At 69.2% G+C, this 18,672-nt stretch carries 20 protein-coding genes; 15 read left to right on the top strand and 5 right to left on the bottom strand.

The genetic code is table 11. The features are described from left to right. The first annotated feature begins 5 nt into the window (after positions 1-5). Complete coding sequence (locus tag A8M77_RS19400; protein ID WP_086923146.1) at positions 6-887, top strand: SMP-30/gluconolactonase/LRE family protein; 882 nt, start codon at positions 6-8, stop codon at positions 885-887. Here A8M77_RS19400 and A8M77_RS19395 read toward each other — a convergent pair. Then, positions 884-1,810, bottom strand: coding sequence for a LysR family transcriptional regulator (locus A8M77_RS19395; protein WP_086923145.1), 927 nt, complete (start codon positions 1,808-1,810; stop codon positions 884-886). The genes A8M77_RS19400 and A8M77_RS19395 overlap by 4 nt on opposite strands. Positions 1,811-1,912: 102 nt before the next feature. On the opposite strand from A8M77_RS19395, the gene A8M77_RS19390 reads away from it, so the two are divergent. The 10 genes from A8M77_RS19390 to A8M77_RS19345 all read left to right on the top strand — a co-directional run bounded on the left by A8M77_RS19390 (position 1,913) and on the right by A8M77_RS19345 (position 11,912). Next, entirely contained in the window at positions 1,913-3,004 is a 1,092-nt protein-coding gene (locus A8M77_RS19390) for an LLM class flavin-dependent oxidoreductase (RefSeq protein WP_086923144.1), read from the top strand. 39 nt (positions 3,005-3,043) lie between these two features. After that, positions 3,044-3,979, top strand: a complete 936-nt coding sequence (locus tag A8M77_RS19385) for a flavin reductase (RefSeq protein ID WP_086923143.1) — start codon at positions 3,044-3,046, stop codon at positions 3,977-3,979. Between the two features lie 40 nt (positions 3,980-4,019). After that, entirely contained in the window at positions 4,020-5,180 is a 1,161-nt protein-coding gene (locus tag A8M77_RS19380) for an acyl-CoA dehydrogenase family protein (RefSeq protein WP_086923142.1), read from the top strand. Between the two features lie 164 nt (positions 5,181-5,344). Beyond that, positions 5,345-6,457 carry an acyl-CoA dehydrogenase family protein gene (locus A8M77_RS19375; protein WP_086923141.1) on the top strand — a complete coding sequence of 371 codons (1,113 nt, stop codon included), beginning with the start codon at positions 5,345-5,347 and terminating at the stop codon, positions 6,455-6,457. Next, positions 6,454-7,215, top strand: coding sequence for an enoyl-CoA hydratase/isomerase family protein (locus tag A8M77_RS19370; protein ID WP_086923140.1), 762 nt, complete (start codon positions 6,454-6,456; stop codon positions 7,213-7,215). Before A8M77_RS19375 ends, A8M77_RS19370 begins: the two co-directional genes overlap by 4 nt. 1 nt (position 7,216) lies before the next feature. After that, a complete protein-coding gene (locus tag A8M77_RS19365) occupies positions 7,217-9,352 on the top strand; it encodes an acetate--CoA ligase family protein (protein WP_086923139.1) in 2,136 nt (711 codons plus the stop codon). Next, positions 9,349-10,107 (top strand): SDR family NAD(P)-dependent oxidoreductase, encoded by a 759-nt coding sequence (locus A8M77_RS19360; protein WP_086923138.1) that lies wholly within the window; start codon positions 9,349-9,351, stop codon positions 10,105-10,107. Before A8M77_RS19365 ends, A8M77_RS19360 begins: the two co-directional genes overlap by 4 nt. Further along, positions 10,104-10,487, top strand: coding sequence for a VOC family protein (locus tag A8M77_RS19355; RefSeq protein ID WP_086923137.1), 384 nt, complete (start codon positions 10,104-10,106; stop codon positions 10,485-10,487). The genes A8M77_RS19360 and A8M77_RS19355 overlap by 4 nt, the downstream gene beginning before the upstream one ends. After that, positions 10,484-11,017 carry a nuclear transport factor 2 family protein gene (locus A8M77_RS19350; protein ID WP_086923136.1) on the top strand — a complete coding sequence of 178 codons (534 nt, stop codon included), beginning with the start codon at positions 10,484-10,486 and terminating at the stop codon, positions 11,015-11,017. Before A8M77_RS19355 ends, A8M77_RS19350 begins: the two co-directional genes overlap by 4 nt. A gap of 64 nt (positions 11,018-11,081) precedes the next feature. Beyond that, entirely contained in the window at positions 11,082-11,912 is an 831-nt protein-coding gene (locus A8M77_RS19345; protein WP_086923135.1) for an exodeoxyribonuclease III, read from the top strand. Here the strand turns inward: A8M77_RS19345 and A8M77_RS19340 are convergent. Continuing rightward, a complete protein-coding gene (locus tag A8M77_RS19340; protein ID WP_086923134.1) occupies positions 11,890-12,747 on the bottom strand; it encodes a LysR family transcriptional regulator in 858 nt (285 codons plus the stop codon). The two genes, A8M77_RS19345 and A8M77_RS19340, sit on opposite strands and share 23 nt — an antisense overlap. Positions 12,748-12,841: 94 nt before the next feature. Between A8M77_RS19340 and A8M77_RS19335 the strand changes: the two genes are divergently transcribed. Then, a complete protein-coding gene (locus A8M77_RS19335) occupies positions 12,842-13,222 on the top strand; it encodes a tautomerase family protein (protein WP_086923133.1) in 381 nt (126 codons plus the stop codon). Between the two features lie 22 nt (positions 13,223-13,244). On the opposite strand, the gene A8M77_RS19330 is transcribed toward A8M77_RS19335, so the two are convergent. After that, entirely contained in the window at positions 13,245-14,216 is a 972-nt protein-coding gene (locus tag A8M77_RS19330; protein ID WP_086923132.1) for a Bug family tripartite tricarboxylate transporter substrate binding protein, read from the bottom strand. 82 nt (positions 14,217-14,298) lie between these two features. Between A8M77_RS19330 and A8M77_RS19325 the strand changes: the two genes are divergently transcribed. Continuing rightward, positions 14,299-14,817, top strand: a complete 519-nt coding sequence (locus A8M77_RS19325) for a MarR family winged helix-turn-helix transcriptional regulator (protein WP_086923131.1) — start codon at positions 14,299-14,301, stop codon at positions 14,815-14,817. Between the two features lie 9 nt (positions 14,818-14,826). On the opposite strand, the gene A8M77_RS19320 is transcribed toward A8M77_RS19325, so the two are convergent. Continuing rightward, positions 14,827-15,186, bottom strand: coding sequence for an energy transducer TonB (locus tag A8M77_RS19320; RefSeq protein WP_086923130.1), 360 nt, complete (start codon positions 15,184-15,186; stop codon positions 14,827-14,829). A gap of 167 nt (positions 15,187-15,353) precedes the next feature. Between A8M77_RS19320 and A8M77_RS19315 the strand changes: the two genes are divergently transcribed. Together A8M77_RS19315 and A8M77_RS19310 are read left to right on the top strand one after the other, a co-directional pair. Beyond that, positions 15,354-16,655 (top strand): PQQ-dependent sugar dehydrogenase, encoded by a 1,302-nt coding sequence (locus A8M77_RS19315; protein WP_086923129.1) that lies wholly within the window; start codon positions 15,354-15,356, stop codon positions 16,653-16,655. Positions 16,656-16,666: 11 nt separating this feature from the next. After that, positions 16,667-16,975, top strand: coding sequence for a c-type cytochrome (locus A8M77_RS19310; RefSeq protein ID WP_086923128.1), 309 nt, complete (start codon positions 16,667-16,669; stop codon positions 16,973-16,975). Here the strand turns inward: A8M77_RS19310 and A8M77_RS19305 are convergent. Continuing rightward, the gene (locus A8M77_RS19305) at positions 16,968-18,668 is read right to left on the bottom strand and encodes a hypothetical protein (RefSeq protein WP_086923127.1); all 1,701 of its coding nucleotides are present in this window, start codon (positions 18,666-18,668) and stop codon (positions 16,968-16,970) included. The two genes, A8M77_RS19310 and A8M77_RS19305, sit on opposite strands and share 8 nt — an antisense overlap. Positions 18,669-18,672: the final 4 nt, after the last annotated feature.

Genomic DNA, 18,672 nt, shown 5'->3' with positions numbered 1-18,672 from the left:
CGGCCATGCAGGTGGCAATCCGCAGGATCGGCGAAACCAGGGACCAGCTGGGCGAAAGCCCTTGCTGGGACGCCGACGCGCAGGCCCTGAACTGGATCGACGCGCTGGCCGGCACGCTCTGGCGCCTGTGGCCGGAGACCGGCGCGCTGGAGCGCCACGGCCTGCCCGCGCCGGTGGGCGCCATCGCGCCCTGCCGCAGCGCGGCCGTCGTGGTCGCGCTGCGCAACAGCTTCGCGCGCTACGACTTCGCTTCCCGGGCGCTGGAGATCCTGGCCACCATCCCCGTGGACCACCCGCGCGTGCGCTTCAACGACGGCAAATGCGACCCGGCGGGCAACTTCCTCGCCGGCACCATGCACATGGAGCGCCGGCCCGGCGAGCGCATCCTGGGCGGCCTGTACCGGCTGCGCCCCGACGGGCGGGTGGAGCAGTTGGCCGACGACATCGGCTTCGCCAACGGGCCCTGCTTCAGCCCCGACGGCCGCACGCTGTACCTGGCCGACAGCCTGGAGCGCACGATCTGGGCCTACGACTACGACCCGCGCGGGCCCCTGGCCAACAAGCGCCTGTTCGTGGACACCCGGCGCTTCGACTCCGGCCCGGACGGCGCCACGGTCGATGCGCAGGGCTTCTTCTGGACCGTGCTCACCCGCGCCGGACGACTGGCGCGCTTCGCGCCCGACGGATCGCTGGAGCGCCTGGTGGAAGTGCCCGCTACCTATCCGACCAGCCTGTGCTTCGGCGGCCCGCGGCTGGACGCGCTGTACCTGACCTCGATCTCCCGCAGCGCCCGCCTCGAAGGCCACGCGCCGCACGACGGCGGACTGTTCCTCGTCGAGGGGCTTCCCGCCTCGGGGCGGGTGCCGCACTGCTTCGCCTGCCTCTAGGAAGAAGGGCCCGCGCGAAGCTCTTCGTCCTTCAGGGCCTCGGCCACGAAGTCGACGAAAGCGCGCACCTTCATCGGGAGCGTGCGGCTCTGGCGGAACACGGCAAAGATGCCGTTCGAGTAGGCGCGCACCGCAAAGCGGTATTGCGGCAGCAGCCGCACCAGCGCGCCGCGCTGCAGGTCGTCGCGCACCGTCGCCTCCGAGAGCAGCGCCACGCCCATGCCGCCGAGCGCGGCCAGCCGCAGCAGTTCGCCGTTGTTGGCGCTGAGCACGCCGCGGATGGCAAGCTCCTGCTGCTCGCCCGATTCGTCGATGTACTTCCAGCTGGTGGCCTCCTGCTCGCGCCGGTAGGTGAGGCAGCGCACCTGCGGCAGGTCGGTCGGGTGCTTGATGCGCGCATAGACCTTCAGGAAGGAGGGGCTGGCCACCAGCACCTCGTCGCTGGACAGCAGTCGCTTGATGACGAAGCCCGAATCGTTCGATTCACCGGTGCGGATGTCGACGTCGAAGTCGTGCTCCACCAGGTTGACGGGGTGCTCCGACAGCTCGATCTCCACCTGGATGTCCGGATAGCGCTGGGCGAAGCGCGGCAGCAGCGGCGCCACCACGCGCAGGCCGATGTGGGTGCGCGAATGAACCCGCAGGCGTCCCTCCGGCCGCTGGCGCGCATTGCGCGCGGCCTGCTCGGCCTCGGCCATCGACTCCAGCACGACCTCGGCGCGCGAAAGGAAGGCCTGGCCCGCCTCCGTCATCTTCAGGTTGCGGCTGGTGCGGTCCACCAGCTGGACGCCCAGCTCCTCCTCCAGCGCGCTGATGCGCCGCGAGATGGTGGCGGGCGACAGGCTGAGGCTGCGCGCCGCGGCCGAGAGGCTGCCCTTGCGCTGGGTGGTGACGAAGATGCGCAGCGAGTCGAGGGCCTTCATTTCGAAAGACGCAAAGAAGCTGTGCGCACGTTGGTGAGCCACGGCCGGTCGCCGTTCCTACGATTCACCCCAGCCAACACCACATCGACAGGAGCAGCGGCCATGGATTTCGGAATCTTCATTCTGATGCAGCAGCGAAACAAGCATAAGACCTCCCACCAGATCCTGCGGGACGCCGTCGAGCAGACGCGCCTGGCGGACGAGCTGGGCTTCGGCGCGGCCTGGTACGCGGAGCATCACTTCAGCAACTACGGCATGTGCTCGTCGCCGCTGACCATGATCGCGCATTGCGCCGCGGCCACCCGCAGGATCCGGTTGGGTACCGGCATTGTCGTCGCCCCGCTGTACACCCCGGCTCGCCTGATCGCGGACGTGGCCATGGTCGACCAGCTGTCCAACGGCCGCCTCAACCTGGGCATCGGCTCCGGCTACCAGCACTTCGAGTTCGAGCGCTTCGGTGTCTCGCTCGAAAGCGCCAAGGGCCGCACCTTCGAGATGCTGGACATGCTGGAGCTGGGCCTGCGCCAGCCCAAGTTCAGCTACCAGGGCGAGTTCTACCAGCAGCCGATGAGCGCCATCAGCCAGCGCGCCGTGCAGCAGCCCATGCCGCCGATGTGGATCACCAGCGTGGACCCGGCCTTCGTGTCGCGCGCGGTCCGGTCCGGCCACCACGTGTTCGTCTCGGGCGGCGACGGCGGCGTGGAGAAGATGCATGCCCACCGCGCCCTGATCGACAAGGTGGCGAAGGCCGAGGGCAAGGACCCGGCCGGCGTGCCGGTGGGCCTGCTGCGCGCGGCCTACGCCAGCAACGACAAGGCCGAGGTCGAGGCCTACCTCGACTGCGCCCGCTACCAGCGGCGCGTGGCACTGAGCCTGAAGCGCCGCACCGCGCAGATCGCCGACGACTACCAGGTCGAAGAGGGCATCGTCGAAGGCGAGCCCACGCTCGACGAGATGCGGGCCCTGCTGCCGGTGGGCAGCATCGACACCGTGATCGAGCGCGTGGTCAAGGAGATCCGCGCGCTGAAGCCGGTGCACTACTGCTTCCAGACGCAGATGGGCGACTTCGACCATCCGACCATGCTGCGCCAGCTCGAGACCTGGGCCAAGGTGATCATCCCCACCGTGCAGCAGGAGATCGCCAACGATCCGCCGCACCCCAGCACCGCCGAGCGCGAGCTCGCCGTGGCTTGAGCCGCGCCGCCGCCGCAGCAGAACGCACAAGGAAGCGCCATGGCCGAAGTCGCCGATCGCACCGTCCCCGCCGTCGAACCCGCGCTGTTCCGGCAGCTGCTGGGGTGTTTCCCGACCGGCGTGGCCGTCATCACGACGCGCACGCCCGACGGCAAGCCGGCCGGCCTGACCTGCAACTCCTTCAGCTCGGTGTCGCTCGAGCCGCCGCTCGTGCTGTTCAGCCTGCGCCATGCGAGCCGGCTGCTCGATACCTTCCAGCAGGCGGACCGCTTCGCGATCAACATCCTGTCGGACCGGCAGGACGCGCTGTCCGGCCGTTTCGCCTCCAGCCGGATCGAGGACAAGTTCGAGGGCATCGACTGGCACCCGGGCCTTTTGGACATGCCGCTCATCGACGAATGCCTCGCCAGCTTCGAATGCAGCGTGTTCGCGCGCCACGAGGCGGGCGACCACACGGTCTTCATCGGCGAGGTCCGCCACATGGGCGCGGGCGCGGCCGACCAGGCGCTGGTGTTCTACAAGGGCGCCTACATGATGCTGGCCGAATCGCTGCGCAAGCTGGTGGTGCAGGGCCAGCTGGGCGACGCCGACGTCGACGAGGCCTACCGCACGCTCTACGGCACCCTGCTGCGCCTGGCCTGCGAGCGCGGCGACGATGCCGAGCTGGCCGAGGTCGAAGCCGCGGTGGATGCGATCGAGGCGCACCCCGAGGACGCGCCGCGCGACCACCGCATCGAGTCGGCCAGCCGCTTCTTCCGCGCCATCGCGGCCGCGGGCCACAACCCCGCGCTCAACCTGATGGCGCAGACCATGACCAGCGTGCTGCGCGAGCGCATGACGCACGTGCTGCCAGTGCGCGCGCGCCCCGATCTTTATCCGCTGCGCCGCAACATCGCGCAGAGCCTGCGCCGGCGCGACGCCGACGCCGCAGCGGCCGCGCTCGACGAGCTGATCACGCAACTGCGCCGCGGCTGAAAGCCCCAGAGCGCGTCGCCATCCAACACGAGGAGACACGATGTCCATCGACTACGCCGGCTTCCGGCGCGAACTGGAAGAGTTCGCCCGCCAGTCCTGCCCTTCCGAGATCCGCGCCGTGGTGGCGGCGGGCCAGAAGGTCACCAAGCGCGAATACCAGGCCTGGCAGCAGATCCTCAACGCCAAGGGTTGGGGCGCCCCGAGCTGGCCCACCGAGGCCGGCGGCACGGGCTGGGACATCCGCCAACGGCTGATCTTCGAGGAGGTGATGGCCGAGAACGACTGCCCGCCGCTGTACCACCACGGCCTGGGCCACATCGGCCCGGTCATCATCCGCTTCGGCACGCCGGAGCAGAAGGCGCGCTTCCTGCCGCGCATCCTGGACGGCTCCGACTGGTGGTGCCAGGGCTATTCCGAGCCGGGCTCGGGCTCGGACCTGGCCTCGCTCTCCACCAGCGCGCGCCTCGAGGGCGACGCGTGGATCATCAACGGCCAGAAGATCTGGACCTCGCATGCCCACGAGGCCAGCATGATCTACATGCTCGTTCGCACCTCGCGCGAGGCGAAGAAGCAGGACGGCATCTCGCTCATCCTGGTGCCCATGGACACGCCCGGCATCACGGTGCGGCCCATCCGGACCATCGACGGCTGGCACCACCTGAACGAGGTGTTCTTCGACGAGGTGCGCGTGCGCGCCGACAACCTGGTCGGCGAGGTGGGCAAGGGCTGGACCTGCGCCAAGTACCTGCTGGAACGCGAGCGCCTGCCGCCGGCCAACGTGGCCCGGCTGGAACTGGTGCGCCGGCAGGTCGCGCGCCTGGTCGACGAGGCGGCCAAGGCCGCCGCCGGCCGGCGCGACTTCAGCGGCCTGCACCACAAGCTGCTGCTGTGCGAGGCCGACGTGAAAGGCGCGCGCGTGATGATGGCCCAGGCGACGGACGACCTGATCCACCAGCGCCCGCTGGGCGTGCAGCCCTCGGCCATCAAGATGACCTGCGCCGACGTCGCGCAGCGCCTGACCACCATCGCCCTCGACGCGGTCGGCCCCGATGCCGCCCACCGCTTCCTCGCCGAGGCCGGCGACGACCTGCCGGCCGCGACCTGGATCCAGAACTACATGTTCACCCGTGCCCGCACCATCGCCGGCGGCACCTCCGAAGTCCAGCGCAACGTGATCGCCAACGAACTGCTGGGAGCCTGAATGAAGCTCTCCCCCAGGCTCCCCCACTTCGTGTGGTCCGCCACCCCCCTCTCCGGGGGCAACACCAGCGGCCCGGCAAAGCCGGCTCCGCGGTGTTCCCCGAATGTCCGTGAAAGCTTCATGCGTCGCAGGCCGCGCGAAGCGCAGTGGAGTAGATGAAAACCATGTCCTCTTTTCCTTCCCTCTTCCCCGGCATGCTGCTCGATGCGGCCAGCCGCTACGCGCAGGACCATGCCGCCGCGGCCGAACTGCCGGGCGACCCGGTGCGCGAACTGGGCTGGACCGCCACCCTGGTGGCGGAAGAAGCCGGCGGCGTCGGCGGCACGCTGGCCGACCTGGCCTCGATCGTCGAGGGCCTCGCCGGCCAGGGCCTGCAGCTGCCGGTGGTGGAAAGCTGCGCGATCGTGCCCCTGCTGCTGCAGGCCGCCGCGCCCGAGACGGCCACGCGCTGGCTGGAAGCCGTGGCCGACGGCAGCGCGCAGATCGCGCCGCTGACGGCCCTGTCTTCCATGCCCGACGACACGGTGGTGCAGGCGCGCCACCTCGACATCGGCTTCGAGCTGAACGGGACGGTGCAGGGCGTGGACCTCTCGCTGCCCGCCTCGCACTGGCTGGTGCCGGCCGAGGTGGAGGGCGAGACCGGCCTCTTCCTCGTCGATGCCGAACGCATCGGCGCGCCCGCCGCGCGCTACCGCACCATGGAAGGCCGCCGCGGCGCGGACTTCCGGCTCGCGCGGCTGGCGGTGCCCGCGGGTGCCTGCATCGCCCGTGGCGCCGCGGCGCGCGATGCGCTGGCGGCCGCGGCCGACGCGGCGCTGCTGCTCACCGCCACCGACACCGTGGCCGCGCTCGCCACCCTGCTCCAGCAGACCATCGGCCACCTGAAGGAGCGGCGCCAGTTCGGCGTGACGCTCTCCACCTTCCAGGTGCTGCGCCACCGCGTGGCCGACATGTACGTGAAGTACCTCGGCGCCAAGGGCCTGGTCGTGCACTGCTTCCACGCGCACGAGCAGAAGGCGGCCGACCTGCGCCGCACGCTGCGCCTGGCCAAGGTGTCGCTGGCGGAATCGGCCCGCGCCTGCGCGGAGGCGGCGATCCAGATGCACGGCGGCATGGGCGTGAGCGAGGAAGTGCTGGCCACCCGCCTGGCGCAACGGCTGATCGCCTCGGAGTTCCGCTACGGCGACCGGCTCGCGCACACCGCGCGGCTGCACCGGCCGCAGGCCGAGGCCGCCGCCCCGGCTTTCCAATCCAACCTCACAGGGAGCGCACGATGAGCGTCCACCTCGAAGTCTCCGAATACATCGCCGTCGTCCGCCTGGACAGGCCGCCCGTCAACGCCCTCGCCCGCGACACGCGGCGCCAGCTGATCGAGGCCTTCGACGAGATCTCCGAACGCAGCGACGTCCGCGTCGCGATCCTCACCGGCACCGGCAAGTACTTCTGCTCGGGCGCCGATCTCAAGGACCGGCCCGACCCCGACAAGGCCGGCGACTTCCTCGGCCACAACCGGCTGACGCGCGAGACGGGCAACGCCATCCGCGAATGCGCCAAGCCGGTGATCGCGGCCGTCAACGGGCCGGCGCTGGGTGCCGGCTTCGGCCTCATGGCGGCCTGCGACATCTTCCTGGCCAGCGAGGACGCGAGCTTCGCCATGCCCGAGATCAACGTGGGGCTGGCCGGCGGCGTCTCGATGCTGCGCACCATGGTCGGCCGGTCGTTCACGCGCCGCATGTTCTTCACCGGCATGCGCGTGCCCGCGGCCGAGCTCTACCGCCGCGGCGTGCTCGACGAGGTGGTGCCGGCCGGGGAGCTGATGCCGCTGGCCATGCAGATCGCGCAGGAGATCGCGTCCAAGGCGCCGCTGGCCATCGCCTATGCCAAGCAGGCCGCCAACATGATGGACCTGATGCCGCAGCGCGACGGCTATCGCTTCGAACAGAACATCACCATGGCGCTGTCGAAGACCGAGGACGCACAGGAGGCGCGCCGCGCCTTCCTCGAGAAGCGCCCACCGGTCTACCAGGGGCGATGACATGCAGGCAACGGAAGTGGGGCGTGGCCTCGACGCGCTGTTCAGCCCGCGCTCGATCGCGATCTTCGGGGCCTCGGACGACGTCACCAAGATCGGCGGCCGGCCGCTGCAGTTCCTGCAGAAGTACGGCTATGCGGGCCGGATCTACCCGATCAACCGCAAGGCGGGCACGGTGCAATCGCTGCAGGCCTATGCAGGGATCGCCGAGCTGCCCGAGGCGCCCGAACTCGCGGTGATCGCCGTGCCGCCCGAAGGCGTGCTCGACGCGGTGAAGGACTGCGCTGGACGCGGCGTGCGCGCGGCGGTGGTGCTGTCCGCCGGCTTCTCCGAGATGGGCGAGGCGGGCGGCCGATTGCAGGCCGAGATCGGCCGCGTGGCCCGGGCCGGCGGCATGCGCGTCGTCGGGCCCAACTGCCTGGGCGCGATCGGCGTGCCGGACAAGTGCATCGCCACCTTCTCCGTGGCGCTGGAGCATTCCTTTCCGGCGCCCGGACCGGTCGGCATCGTCTCGCAGAGCGGCAACCTCGGCAGCTACACCCTGCGCCTGGCGTCCGAGCGCGGCCTGGGCATCAGCCGCATGCTGACCACCGGCAACGAGTGCGACGTCGACATCGCCGATGCGATCGCCTCGCTGGCGATCGACCCGGGCACCACCGTCATCCTCTGCTGCATGGAAACCTGCCGCGACGGCGCCAAGCTCCGGCAGGCCATGGCCATGGCGCGCGAGGCCGGCAAGCCGCTGGTGGTGCTGAAGGTGGGCGTGTCGGAAGCGGGCAGCGCGGCCGCGGCCTCGCACACCGGCGCGCTGGCCTGCTCGGACGCGGTGTTCGACGCGGTGCTGCGCCAGGGCGGCGCCATCCGCGTGCCCAGCATCGAGCAATTGCTCGAAGTGGGGCATGCCCTGGCCGTGGTCGGCCCAGGGCGCGTGCCCCGCGGCAACAAGGTGGCGGTGCTCACCGCGTCGGGCGGCTTCGGCGTGCTGCTCGCCGATGCGGCCAGCGCGCAGGGCCTGGCGCTGCCCGCGCTCGCCGCGCAGACGCAGGAGCGCATCCTGCAGGTCGTGCCCTTCGCGTCGCCCGCGAACCCGGTCGACATGACGGCGCAGGTCTCCAGCCGGCCCGAAGTGCTGGCCAAGGTGCTGGCCGCGGTCGCCGGGGACGACACCTGCGATGCGCTGGTGCTGCAGTCCGCCAACGCCTTCCACCTGCCGCGGCTGCGCGAGGTGTTCCTCGCGGCCCTCGCTCAGGTGCGGCGGGAGCATCCCTCGCGCCTCATCCTGCTGTGCGCCCGCGCGCCGCAGGAGGTGCGCGCACAGCTCAACGCGATGGGCTTCCCGGTGGTGGAAGGCATCGACGCCGCCTGCGCCACGCTCGCGGCACTGGTGCGCTTCGGCACGCGGGATGCCGGCGCGCCGCCGGCCGCGATCGAGCCCGCGCACGAGCCGCTGCCCGCCGACGCCTTTGCGACCGAAGCCGCTGCCAAGGCCGCCCTGGCCCGCGCCGGCCTGCCGGTGCTGAAGGAAGTCGTCGCCGGCAGCCGCGAAGAGGCGCTGGCGGCGGCGCGCGACATCGGTTTTCCGCTCGTGCTCAAGATCGTCTCCCCCGACATCGCGCACAAGACCGAGGTGGGCGGCGTGGTCGTCGGCGTGCGCTCCGAAGGCCAGCTCGTCGACGAATACGAAGGCCTGCTGGCCCGGGTGGCGCAGAAGGCGCCACAGGCCCGCATCGCCGGCGTGCTCGTGGCGCAGATGGTGCAAGGCGGCACCGAGCTGATCCTCGGCACCACCCGGGACCCGGTGTTCGGCCCCATGGTCATGGTGGGCCTGGGCGGCATCTTTGCCGAGGTGATGAAAGACGTGGCCCTGCAGCCCGCGCCGGTCGACGAGGCGCAGGCCACGGCGATGCTGCGCTCGCTCAAGGCCTTCGCGCTGCTCGACGGCGCGCGTGGCAGGCCCAAGGCCGACGTGCAGGCCGCCGCCCTGGCCGTGGCGGCGCTGTCGCGCTTTGCCGCGCGGCATGCCGGCAGCGTCGCCGAGATCGACATCAACCCGCTGGTGGTGCTCGACGCGGGCCGTGGCGCCTTCGCGCTCGACGCGCTGCTCGTTCCCGTCTCGACCCAGAAAGGCAACACGCCATGAATGCATCCCTCGAAGGCCGCGTGGCCTTCATCAGCGGCGCCGGCCACGGCATCGGCCGGGCCACCGCGCTCGCCATGGCCCGGCTGGGCGCCACCGTCGGCATCAACGACCTCAAGCAGGAGTTCGTCGAGGAAGCGGCCGCGGCCGTGCGCGCCGCCGGCGGCCGTGCCATCCCGCTGCCGCGGGACGTCTCCCACCGCGAGGGCATGCGCGAGGCGGTGCTGCAACTGGCGCGCGAGGCGGGCCGGCTCGACATCCTGGTCAACAACGCCGCCTGGGTGCGCTACCAGCCGCTGGAGGAGATCACGCCCGAGGTGATGGACCGCATGGTCGAGATCGGCTTCAAGTCCGTGATCTGGGGCATCCAGGCCGCGGCCGAGGCGATGGATCCGGAGCGCGGCGGCGCCATCGTCAACGTGGCGTCCATTGCCGGCTTCAAGTCGCCGATGCGCTCGGTGGTCTACAGCGGCATCAAGGCCGGCGTGCTGGGCATCACGCGCGCGGCCGCCGCCGACCTGGGCGGGCGCAACATCCGCGTGAACGCAGTCGCGCCGGGCGCGGTGCCCACCGAGGGCACGGCCAAGCACCGCAATGCCGAGCTCGATGCCAGGCGCATCGCGCGCACGCCGCTGGGCCGCCTGGGCACGGTGGAGGACATCGCCGACGCCATCTGCTTCCTCGCAGGCGATGGTGCCCGCTTCCTGAACGCGGAGGTGCTGCGGCTCGACGGCGGCGCCTCGGAGACCTCGCTGTGAGCGCCGCGACGGCAGGCCCGCGGCGGCTTCAGAACGTGTACGTCGCGTCCGAGCAGCCGCAGCAGCTCCATGCCTTCTACACGGCAGCGCTGGGCCTGCAGCTGAAGTTCAACGACGGCGATCGCTGGTTCCAGTACGGCGTGGGCAACACCAACGTCTCGCTGGCCTGCCGCGAGGAGGCGGCACCCGCCGTGTCAGGCCTGGTGATGGTGTTCGAGGTGGATGGCTTCGAAGGCGCGCAGGAGCGCATCGCCGCAGCCGGCGGCCAGGTGCTCGGCGTGCGCGACATGGGCAGCCACGGAGCGGTGCTCTCGCTGCGCGATCCCGAGGGCAACATCGTGCAGCTGTTCCGGCGCGCGCCGCCTCCGGCCACCACATGAGCGATGCGGCAACGCTGCAGGCGCTGCTGGACCGCGAGGCGATCCGCGACTGCCTGGCCCGCTACTGCCGCGGCATCGACCGCTGCGACGAAGAGGCCTTGCGTTCGGCCTACTGGGAGGACGCGACCGACTGCCACGGTGCGTGGCAGGGCAGCGCCGGCGGCTTCATCGACCAGGCGCTGGCCAGGCTGAGACAGGGCGGGCGACGGGTGCACCAGGTGACCCACGTGCTGATCGAGCTGCACGGCGATGCGGCGGCGGTGGAAAGCAGCTTCTTCGCGCTGCAGGCCACGGCCGCGCAGCCGGAACGCGAGACCTTCCTGTGCGGGCGCTACGTGGACCGCTTCGAGCGTCGCGCCGGCGAGTGGCGCGTGGCGGCGCGCACGGTGGTCTACGACTGGATCGAGGAGCGCACGCGGCCGGAGCTGGCGCAGGACGACGCCAGCCTGTTCGGCGTGCGCCAACCCACCGGGGCCGCGATGCCGGACGATGCCGTCTACGCGCTGCTGGGTCGTCTGCGCGCAGGGTAGGGCATCCACCGCAGAAGACGCGCAGCGGCGATGATGGCGCCATCCTGGTCCCTGATCGAGCGCCATGAAGATCGCGAGCTTCAACGTCAACGGTATCAACGGCCGCCTGCCGCGGCTGCTCGAATGGCTCGAGGAGGCGAAGCCCGACGTGGCCTGCCTGCAGGAGCTGAAGTCGCCCGACGCCAACTTTCCGGCGGCCGCGCTGCGCGAGGCCGGCTACGGCGCGGTGTTCCACGGGCAGCGCTCGTGGAACGGCGTGGCCATCCTGGCGCGCGGCAAGGTGCCGATCGAGACCGGCCGCGGGCTGGACGGCAACGCGCGGGACGACCAGAGCCGCTACCTCGAAGCCGTGGTCGACGGGGTCGTCATCGGCTGCCTGTACCTGCCCAACGGCAATCCATGGCCCGGCCCCAAGTTCGACTACAAGCTCGAATGGTTCGATCGGCTCTGCGCCCACGCACAGCGGCTCTTCGCCTGCGGATTGCCGGTGGTGCTGGCGGGCGACTTCAACGTCGTCCCCACCGATGCCGACATCTACAACCCGGCCTCGTGGCGAAACGACGCGCTGTTGCAGCCGGAGAGCAGGGCCGCCTTCGCGCGGCTGCTCGCGCAGGGCTGGACCGACGCCATCCGCTCGCTGCACCCGCACGAGGCGATCTACACCTACTGGGACTACTGGCGCAATCGCTGGCCGCGCAACGCCGGCCTGCGCATCGATCACCTGCTGCTCAACGGCGAGCTCGCACCGATGCTGACCGCGGCCGGCGTGGACCGCGACGTGCGCGGGCGCCCCGGCGCGAGCGACCATGCGCCCGTCTGGATCGAGATCGCCTTGCCGCCGAGCGCACGGCTCATGTCCAGCGATAGCAAGACTAGCCTCGCACCACGCTCCTGAACGCCACCGAAAGCGCGGCAAGCGCATCGCGTGGCCGACCATCCTTCACCCTCGAATGAAGCAGCACCGGCAAACGCGGCAGATCGGGAAGCCCGAGCTTGGGTCCGATGTCCACTGCGCCCAATGGCAGCATGCGCGGCGCCAATGCGGCGACGCCGAGGCCGGCCATCACGGCCGCAGTGACCGCCGCGACGCCGCCGCCGACGAAGATTTCCATCCAGGACACACCGGCCGCATCCAGAAGCTGCGCGGCCATGGCGCGCACGCCGCAGGGCTCGGCCAGCGTCGCTAGCGGCAGGGGCTCGCCTGCGCGATGCTGCCAGCCCGGTGCGGCGAACCAGCCGAATTGTTCTTCGACAAGAAGCTCTCCGTCACTGCGGCCAGCATGCAGGCGGACGATCACCGTGTCGAATTCGCGCCGATCGAAGCTCTGAAGCAAGTCACCCGACGATCCGATCCGGATCTCGATCAACAGTTGCGGGTCTTGTGCGTTCATGCGCGCGATCAGCGCGGGCAGCTCCGGCCCTGCGACATGGTCGCTGATGCCGATGGTGAGGCGCTGCCGCCCCTTGGCAAGGCCGGCGAGCGCGCGATCGTGCACCTCCAGGAGTTCACGAGCATGTTCGAGAAAGGCTGCACCCTTCGCGGAAAGCTCCACGTACCGCGGTGTCCGCTCGACGAGCCGGCAACCGAGCCTGTCCTCGAGCCGCTTCAGCTTCAAGCTGACCGCGGCCTGCGTCGTCTGCAAGGCTTCCGCCGCGCGCGTGAAGCTGCTGAGCTCGGCGACGCGAACGAAAGCCTGGACCGCGTCCAGATCGAGAGGGCGTCCGATCATTTCGAAGCATTATTGTTGATATCAATTTCCATAGCTTGCTCAACTAGACATGCGGCCATTAGTCTGCCGTCAGCCCACATGGAAAGGACTCTTGATGCCGCTGCTTCACATCGCACTGCGTGCCGGAAAGCCAGATGCTTACCGGGAGGCGATCTTCGACAGCCTCTACCGCGCGATGCGCGACACTTTCGACGTGCCCGAAGACGACCAGTTCATGGCCATCACGGAACATGACGCCGCGAACTTCCGCTTTGGCGCGTCCTATCTCGGCGTCGCGCGGAGCGACGATCTCGTGTTCATCCAGATCACGGCGAACAACACCCGCACCGTGGAACAGAAGAAGGCACTGTTCCGGCGCATCGCTCAGCTGCTCGGCGAAAGCCCCGGCCTGCGGCCGGAGGACGTGTTCGTGAACCTTGTCGAGGTCGCGAAAGAGAACTGGTCGATCGGAAACGGCCTCGCGCAATACGCTTGAGCATCGACGCTCCAGCGCGCGATCAGTCCGACAGCAGTCCGCGCTGTAGCGCAAGATCCCGCCAGCGCCGCCATTCGCGGGCGATATGCGCTGCGAACTCATCGGAAGTGCCCTCGCTCGGCTCGATGCCGCCCCGCCCCAGGGCCGCTCGCGTTTCCGGCTCGGCCAGCACGGCACGGATGTCGGCATGGATCCGGGACACGGTGGCCGGTGGCATGCCTGCCGGACCGACCACGCCCCACCAAGCCGACACGTCGAGCTCCTGCAGCCCCTGCTCGCGCAGCGTCGGAACCTGCGGCAGGCTGGCCAGGCGCCGCGGGCCGGTGACGGCGAGCGCCCGCACGCGGCCGCTCTCGAACAGCGCGATCGGGCCCGGCAGGCTCTCGAACATGCCCTGGATGTCCCCGGCCAGCAGGCCCTGATAGGCCGCCGCCCGATAGGGCACATGCACCATGTAGAAGCCCTCGTTGCGCTTGAGAAGCTCGGTCAGCAGATGGTGTTGCGTGCCTTGCCCCGGCGTGCCGTAGTTGAGCTTGCCCGGTTCGCGCCGGGCCCACGCGACGAACTCGGGCATGGTGGCCGCGGGTGCATCCGCGCGGACCAGCCAAACATAGGGCGTGCGGGCCACCTCCGCCACCGGCGTGAAGCTGCCGACCGGGTCATAGGGCGGCTGCCGCAACACGGCGGGCGCGACCGACAGATTGGCCGCCACGCCGAAGAGCAAGGTCGAGCCGTCGGGCCTGGCGCGGGCCACCGCGGCGGCGGCCAGGGTGCCGCTGGCACCCACCTGGTTCTCGACCACGACCGGCTGCGACCATCGCCGTGCCAGGCCTGCGGCGAGCAGCCGCGCGGTGGTATCGGGGGCGCCGCCCGCCGCGAATCCGACCACGATCTTCACCGGCCCGGAGGGGTAAGCTGGCGCGGAGGACGCAATCTGGGCCAAGCACAGGCCCAGCCTCAGGCCCGCGCCCAGGAGCCATCTGAATGCCTGCATCGCATGGATCTCCGCAGGAAGATGGGTGCAGATTAGCGGCAGCGCATGCAGTTGTTCAAAACAATCGTGAAAGGCCTCGCCGATGAGCCTCTGGAACCCGCAGGTGCATGACGACCTGATCAACTACCAGCTCAAGCGCATCGTCAACCTCGGCGGCCAGCCGGCCGTCCGGCTGTGCGAGGGCGGATTCGGCATCACGCGCAGCCAGTGGCGTCTGTTGGCCGCACTGACCGAAGAGGGCCCGCGCTCGGCTTCGGCATTGGCGCAGCGCTGCCACATGGAGCGCGCCCGCACCTCGCGGCTGCTCGCGCAGCTGATCGACCGCAGGCTGGTGGAACGCGTCGCGCCCGAGGGCAGCGCCGCCCGGCGCAACCTGCTGGCCGCCACGGAACAGGGCAAGGATGTCTACGCCCGCCTGTTCCCCCAGCTGGTGGAGATCAACCGCCGCATCATCCGGACCCTCGGCGAGGAAGAAGCGGCGCTGCTGGAAGGCCTGCTGGGGCGGCTCTTCGAGCAGGTGCAGCGCATCCACGCGGAGGGCGACGGCGTCGCCCAGCGTGCGGACCGTTGGCGCGGAGGCCACCGGCCGATGGCGCGATGACCGCTGCGCTCAATGGATGATGGCGAAGCGGATCGGCACTTCGCGCCAGACCTCGGTGCCGTCGTCGGGCGTCGGCTTGAACTGCCACTTGCGCACGGTCTCGATGGCTGAGCGATCCAGGCGGGAATAGCCGCTGGACTCCTTGACCTCGACGGTCGTCGGGCGGCCCGCGGGCGTCGTCCGCACGCGAAGCAGCACCGTGCCCTGCTCCCGGGCCGCCATCGATTCGGCGGGATAGGGCGCCTTGGGATTGGGGGGGTTCGGAGCCCATTCGCCGGAGGAGGTGGCGGGCGGCGCCGCGCAGGCCGCCGTCAACAGCGCGATTGCCACGCCCGCCGCGAGCGTCTTGCCTGTGTGCCAGGGAGTCATTGCATTTCCTGTCTTGTGGGTGTGAGGCCAGCGATCATGGCCCAACGAAGCCACCTGCTTCAAGCGGCGGCGGCCCAACGTGGCGCATTGACGGCCCAGGACCGCAGGCATAGCATCATTGCCCCTTCTGCGGAGGGGACGAGCAAGACCAAAACAGGAGACATCGTATGAATCGACTGATCTTGGGGGTGCTTCCATGCGTGCTCGCTGCCTGCAGCACGCCGTCCGCGGTCACGACGGGCGCCGCGCCGCAAGGGGCCGCCGCCGCTGCGCAAGGGGGCGCTCCCGCGCTGACCCACGCGCCCGTCCTCACCAAGCTCGAGAGCCCATGGGACATGGCATTCCTTGCCGACGGGACCATGTTCTTCACCGAGAAGTGCCACGGACTCTCGGTGCGGCAACCGAGCGGCACCGTGGTCAAGTTGCTCGGCATGAAGGATGCCAAGGGCTACGCCGCGACCGCGAACGACCTGTTCTGCGAAGGCCAGGCCGGCATGATGGGCGTGGCGGTCGATCCGAACTTCGCCAGCAACCGCTTCCTCTACGTGTACTCGACGTCGAGCATGACGGCGCCGGGCACCAACCGCGTGATGCGCTTCAAGGTCAACGCCAACGCGACCGCGGTGGCCGAGCGCAGGGACATCGTCACCGACATTCCCTACAAACCCCGCGCCAGTGACCACCCGTTCGGTGGCCCCGGCGCCCACAACGGCGGGCGGATCCGCTTCAGCCCGGGCGACGGTTTTCTCTACGTGACCACGGGCGACACGCACAACGGCGAGGTGCCTCAAAGCCCCACCCGCATCGGCGGCAAGGTCCTGCGCATCGACCGCGAGGGCAAGGCCGCGCCGAACAACCGCGCACCCGCGGGCTTCGATCCCCGGATCTACACCTACGGGCATCGCAACCCGCAGGGCCTCACCTTCCGGCCGGGCACGAACCAGCCGTACGTCGCGGAAAACGGGCCTTGGCACACCGATGAAGTCACGGCGCTGGTGGCCGGCGGCAACGGTGGCTGGGACCCGCGCCCCAACATCGGAGGCCGTGGGGCCTGCCCGGACAACTACTGCGGCTACAGCCCCAACCAGATGGGGGCCGTGGACCCGAAGGTGCGGTCGGCCTTCATGTCGATGACGGACACCAAGACCTACCCGGCTGCGATGAAGCCGGCCTGGACCAACGACGGCCTGTCGCAGGGTCTGTTCGCTGGCACCTTCCTGACCGGCCCGCGCTGGAAGTCGTGGGACGGCCGGATGATCATCGGCTTTGCAGGGATCGGGATCCACGGCACGCCGGTCGGCAATCGGCTGGACGTGCTCGAGATCAGCGCCGACGGGTCGACCGCCACGCGCACCACGGTGAGCCTGCCCATGCCCGCCGCGCGCTTCCGTTCGCTGGTGCAGGGGCCGGACGGCAACCTGTACGTGGCGACGGACGAAGGCGCCATCTCGCGCCTCACGCCGAGCTGATCCGCAACGGCATGAAGCCAGTCATCGCCCTCCTCATCGCGGGTCTGTGGATGTCGAGCGGCCCGGCATCCGCAGACGACGAGATGTACAAGACCAAGAACTGCTTCGCCTGCCACAGGATCGACAAGAACCACCTGGGCCCTTCCTTCCAGAGCGTCGCGGCCAAGTACGCCGGCGAGAAGGGTGTCGACGCGAAGCTGGCGAAGAAGATCCGCGAGGGGAGCGGCGGCGTCTGGGGGCCGACGCCGATGCCGGCGCAGACCCAGGTGACGGAAGCCGAGGCGATGACGCTGGCGCGGTGGATTCTGGCGATCAAGTAAGGCGGCTTGTCCCGATGCTCCAGATGGAGCCATCCGCCAACTGGGATATGTAAAGGTCGAACTGCGGCGTTCCCTCGATCACGACTTCGAACTGTTCGTTCAGCGGCAGCCTGAGTGCAATGGCATCGCGGACCTGGTCCAGCGTCTTCGCGGCGATGACGACAGACGTCAGTTGATGGCCAGCCGGCAACAGCGATGCGGACACCTCGGAATAGATTTTCTCGACCTCTTCGTTTCCGCCCATTTCAAAAACGAAGATCAAATGCCCGTGTGCAGTGTCGAGTCCGAACGGGTGATTTGTGCCATCCGGCGCTTCAACCCATGGACAGCTGAAGCCCCGCACTTCTCCGGAGCTGAAAGTCATCTGCATCGGCTTTGCAGGGTTGCTGACAACCGATTCCATCACATCAAAAGCGTCCGACCATCTGCCGAGTGACCGGGCCCGTTCGCAGAACTGTTTGACCTCTACAACTTCAAGGGCGATTTCGCGACCGCTTTCGATCAGCGCCTGTCGCCACTCGCCGGCGAGTTGGAAGAAGACGGGCCGCCGCAGCCGGTCGATGGAAAACTCGAACGCACGATTCAATCCTCGCTCCGCGGTACGGAAGGAAGCTTCAAGGTGCTCCATCACCGAATCGATGGCTGCCGAGAGCTTTTCCTGCTCCAGCGCGGTCGCGCTCTCGCCGAACGCATAGTGCGATCCCGCCATCTGCAGATACCAGCGGACCATGAGCAGCCTGGTGTTGACGGCGACCAGGTGCAAAAGTACGTCAAGCTTGTCACGATGGGTCGGCGACGGGGTGCAGGCCACTTGCGAGATGCGCCGACAGCGGTCGTGCAGCCCGATGATGCCAAGCGAAAGACCCATCTCCCATACGAAAGACAAGAGGTCGAAGTCGAGTCGCTCCTCGCCTGCAGGCGAAGCCTCACTCGGTCGATGCATGATCTCGACAGTCGAGGCGAAGAGAACCGATGTGGCGAAGATGTCCGCCATGCCTTCACTGCGCAGGACATCCGCTCCCAGAATGAAGCTGTCTGGTTTTGCGCGCGCCAGCTCCAGTGCTTCCTCGCGCAAAGCGGGGGAGTCGAAGACCTCGTCAAGGATCGTCCCCACCTTGTCACGGATGAAGTCGTCCCCGAAGGTTTGTCTGACCAGATCTTTGTCATGTGCCTTGATATGCCCGAGTTCGTGACAGAGGCCGTAGAACCAACAGGCCATGTACGCAGAGCTCAGGGGCTCCGCCTCCAGAGAGAGCACGGAGTTGGCCAGCTTTGTGATGCCGCGCTTCACCATGAGCGACTTGATGAACGCGCTGGCGGCGAAGTCCGGGTCGTCCTTGGCCAAGGACAGCTCGGCAATCAGTCGCAGGGACAGCTGCTCGAACAGTCCTTCAAGAAGATCCGGTGCGAATGTCTTGCTGGTCAGAAGGCCGCGGAAATCAGCCCAGAGCTCGATGTAGCGCGTGCTGAACACGGCGACGGGCTCCGAGAAGCCTTCAAGGCAGAAGACTTCCGGCGCCGCGTTCTCAACCCAATACACGGTGAACGCCGCGCCCAGCTGCTTCTCGGCACGTTCGAGCACGAAGTTCATCGGGGAGTTCAGCGTCCGATCGTACGGACGCATCCTTGCTGATCGGCCCACCTGCGACCGCAAGATGTCTTCGACCAACGACAGTTCGTCGGGATCCATCATGACG

The organism is Variovorax sp. JS1663 (assembly GCF_002157355.1).
Classification (GTDB): domain Bacteria; phylum Pseudomonadota; class Gammaproteobacteria; order Burkholderiales; family Burkholderiaceae_C; genus Variovorax.
This window is presented reverse-complemented; position numbering and strand designations above follow the sequence as displayed.

What these genes read in the sequence shown, in the direction of transcription:
- A8M77_RS19360 (WP_086923138.1), top strand. Translation starts at nt 9,349, where the DNA reads ATGAATGCATCCCTCGAAGGCCGCGTGGCCTTCATCAGCGGCGCCGGC.
- A8M77_RS19375 (WP_086923141.1), top strand. Translation starts at nt 5,345, where the DNA reads ATGTCCTCTTTTCCTTCCCTCTTCCCCGGCATGCTGCTCGATGCGGCC.
- A8M77_RS19310 (WP_086923128.1), top strand. Translation starts at nt 16,667, where the DNA reads ATGAAGCCAGTCATCGCCCTCCTCATCGCGGGTCTGTGGATGTCGAGC.
- A8M77_RS19330 (WP_086923132.1), bottom strand. Translation starts at nt 14,216, where the DNA reads ATGCAGGCATTCAGATGGCTCCTGGGCGCGGGCCTGAGGCTGGGCCTG.
- A8M77_RS19345 (WP_086923135.1), top strand. Translation starts at nt 11,082, where the DNA reads ATGAAGATCGCGAGCTTCAACGTCAACGGTATCAACGGCCGCCTGCCG.
- A8M77_RS19380 (WP_086923142.1), top strand. Translation starts at nt 4,020, where the DNA reads ATGTCCATCGACTACGCCGGCTTCCGGCGCGAACTGGAAGAGTTCGCC.
- A8M77_RS19390 (WP_086923144.1), top strand. Translation starts at nt 1,913, where the DNA reads ATGGATTTCGGAATCTTCATTCTGATGCAGCAGCGAAACAAGCATAAG.
- A8M77_RS19385 (WP_086923143.1), top strand. Translation starts at nt 3,044, where the DNA reads ATGGCCGAAGTCGCCGATCGCACCGTCCCCGCCGTCGAACCCGCGCTG.
- A8M77_RS19340 (WP_086923134.1), bottom strand. Translation starts at nt 12,747, where the DNA reads ATGATCGGACGCCCTCTCGATCTGGACGCGGTCCAGGCTTTCGTTCGC.
- A8M77_RS19305 (WP_086923127.1), bottom strand. Translation starts at nt 18,668, where the DNA reads ATGATGGATCCCGACGAACTGTCGTTGGTCGAAGACATCTTGCGGTCG.
- A8M77_RS19335 (WP_086923133.1), top strand. Translation starts at nt 12,842, where the DNA reads ATGCCGCTGCTTCACATCGCACTGCGTGCCGGAAAGCCAGATGCTTAC.
- A8M77_RS19350 (WP_086923136.1), top strand. Translation starts at nt 10,484, where the DNA reads ATGAGCGATGCGGCAACGCTGCAGGCGCTGCTGGACCGCGAGGCGATC.
- A8M77_RS19370 (WP_086923140.1), top strand. Translation starts at nt 6,454, where the DNA reads ATGAGCGTCCACCTCGAAGTCTCCGAATACATCGCCGTCGTCCGCCTG.
- A8M77_RS19325 (WP_086923131.1), top strand. Translation starts at nt 14,299, where the DNA reads ATGAGCCTCTGGAACCCGCAGGTGCATGACGACCTGATCAACTACCAG.
- A8M77_RS19320 (WP_086923130.1), bottom strand. Translation starts at nt 15,186, where the DNA reads ATGACTCCCTGGCACACAGGCAAGACGCTCGCGGCGGGCGTGGCAATC.
- A8M77_RS19315 (WP_086923129.1), top strand. Translation starts at nt 15,354, where the DNA reads ATGAATCGACTGATCTTGGGGGTGCTTCCATGCGTGCTCGCTGCCTGC.
- A8M77_RS19395 (WP_086923145.1), bottom strand. Translation starts at nt 1,810, where the DNA reads ATGAAGGCCCTCGACTCGCTGCGCATCTTCGTCACCACCCAGCGCAAG.
- A8M77_RS19365 (WP_086923139.1), top strand. Translation starts at nt 7,217, where the DNA reads ATGCAGGCAACGGAAGTGGGGCGTGGCCTCGACGCGCTGTTCAGCCCG.
- A8M77_RS19400 (WP_086923146.1), top strand. Translation starts at nt 6, where the DNA reads ATGCAGGTGGCAATCCGCAGGATCGGCGAAACCAGGGACCAGCTGGGC.